Below are 570 nucleotides of genomic sequence, written 5' to 3' on the forward strand. Positions count from 1 at the left end.
ACAGGGTCGTGACGTCGTACAGGCACAGCGAGACGTCGCCGCTGGCCGCGGCGTGCTCGAAGCACGCCTTGGCGATCTGGTCCCGGTAGGTGCCCCTGTGCGCGCGGGACAGGGTGCGCCGCATCGTCTTCTCGCTCGCCGGGCGGACACCGAGGTCGCCCAGCACCCGGGCGGTGTCCAGGATGGAGGTCGGCTCCACATCCGGGCGACCACCAGGTCCCGGAACACCTCGTCGGCGAGGGCGTCGAAGCCGAGGTCGTCGAACACCGCCGCGAGCGTGTCGAAGAGCACCCGGGACACGGTGGCAACCACCCGCGGCGACCCGACCGGCGAGCGTTCAGGCACAGGTCCCGGGTCCTCGAAGAGGGCCGGCTCCCCGGGCGGCCCGATCAGCGCAGTCCTGGGCGCAGCAGGGGCCAGGCCCAAGTCGAGCTCGCCCTGGCCGGGGTCGTCCAGCAGCTCCCGCGCCCGCTCGACCAGGAGCCCGAGCTCAGCCTCGGTATGGGGGGTCTTCCACTTTGGGCGTGGTGGCGGTGTTCAGCATGCTGTCTGGGCTGCCGTGTACAAGAG

1 pseudogene is annotated in these 570 nt (G+C 71.8%); it reads right to left on the minus strand.

The features are described from left to right. Positions 1–504 (minus strand): annotated as a pseudogene (locus IE231_RS18625) (IS1634 family transposase); the annotation flags it as partial. Between the last annotated feature and the right edge of the window lie 66 nt (positions 505–570).

Origin of the sequence: Sinomonas cellulolyticus, from assembly GCF_014656475.1 — a bacterium.
In the GTDB taxonomy this organism is placed as follows: Bacteria; Actinomycetota; Actinomycetes; order Actinomycetales; family Micrococcaceae; genus Sinomonas; species Sinomonas cellulolyticus.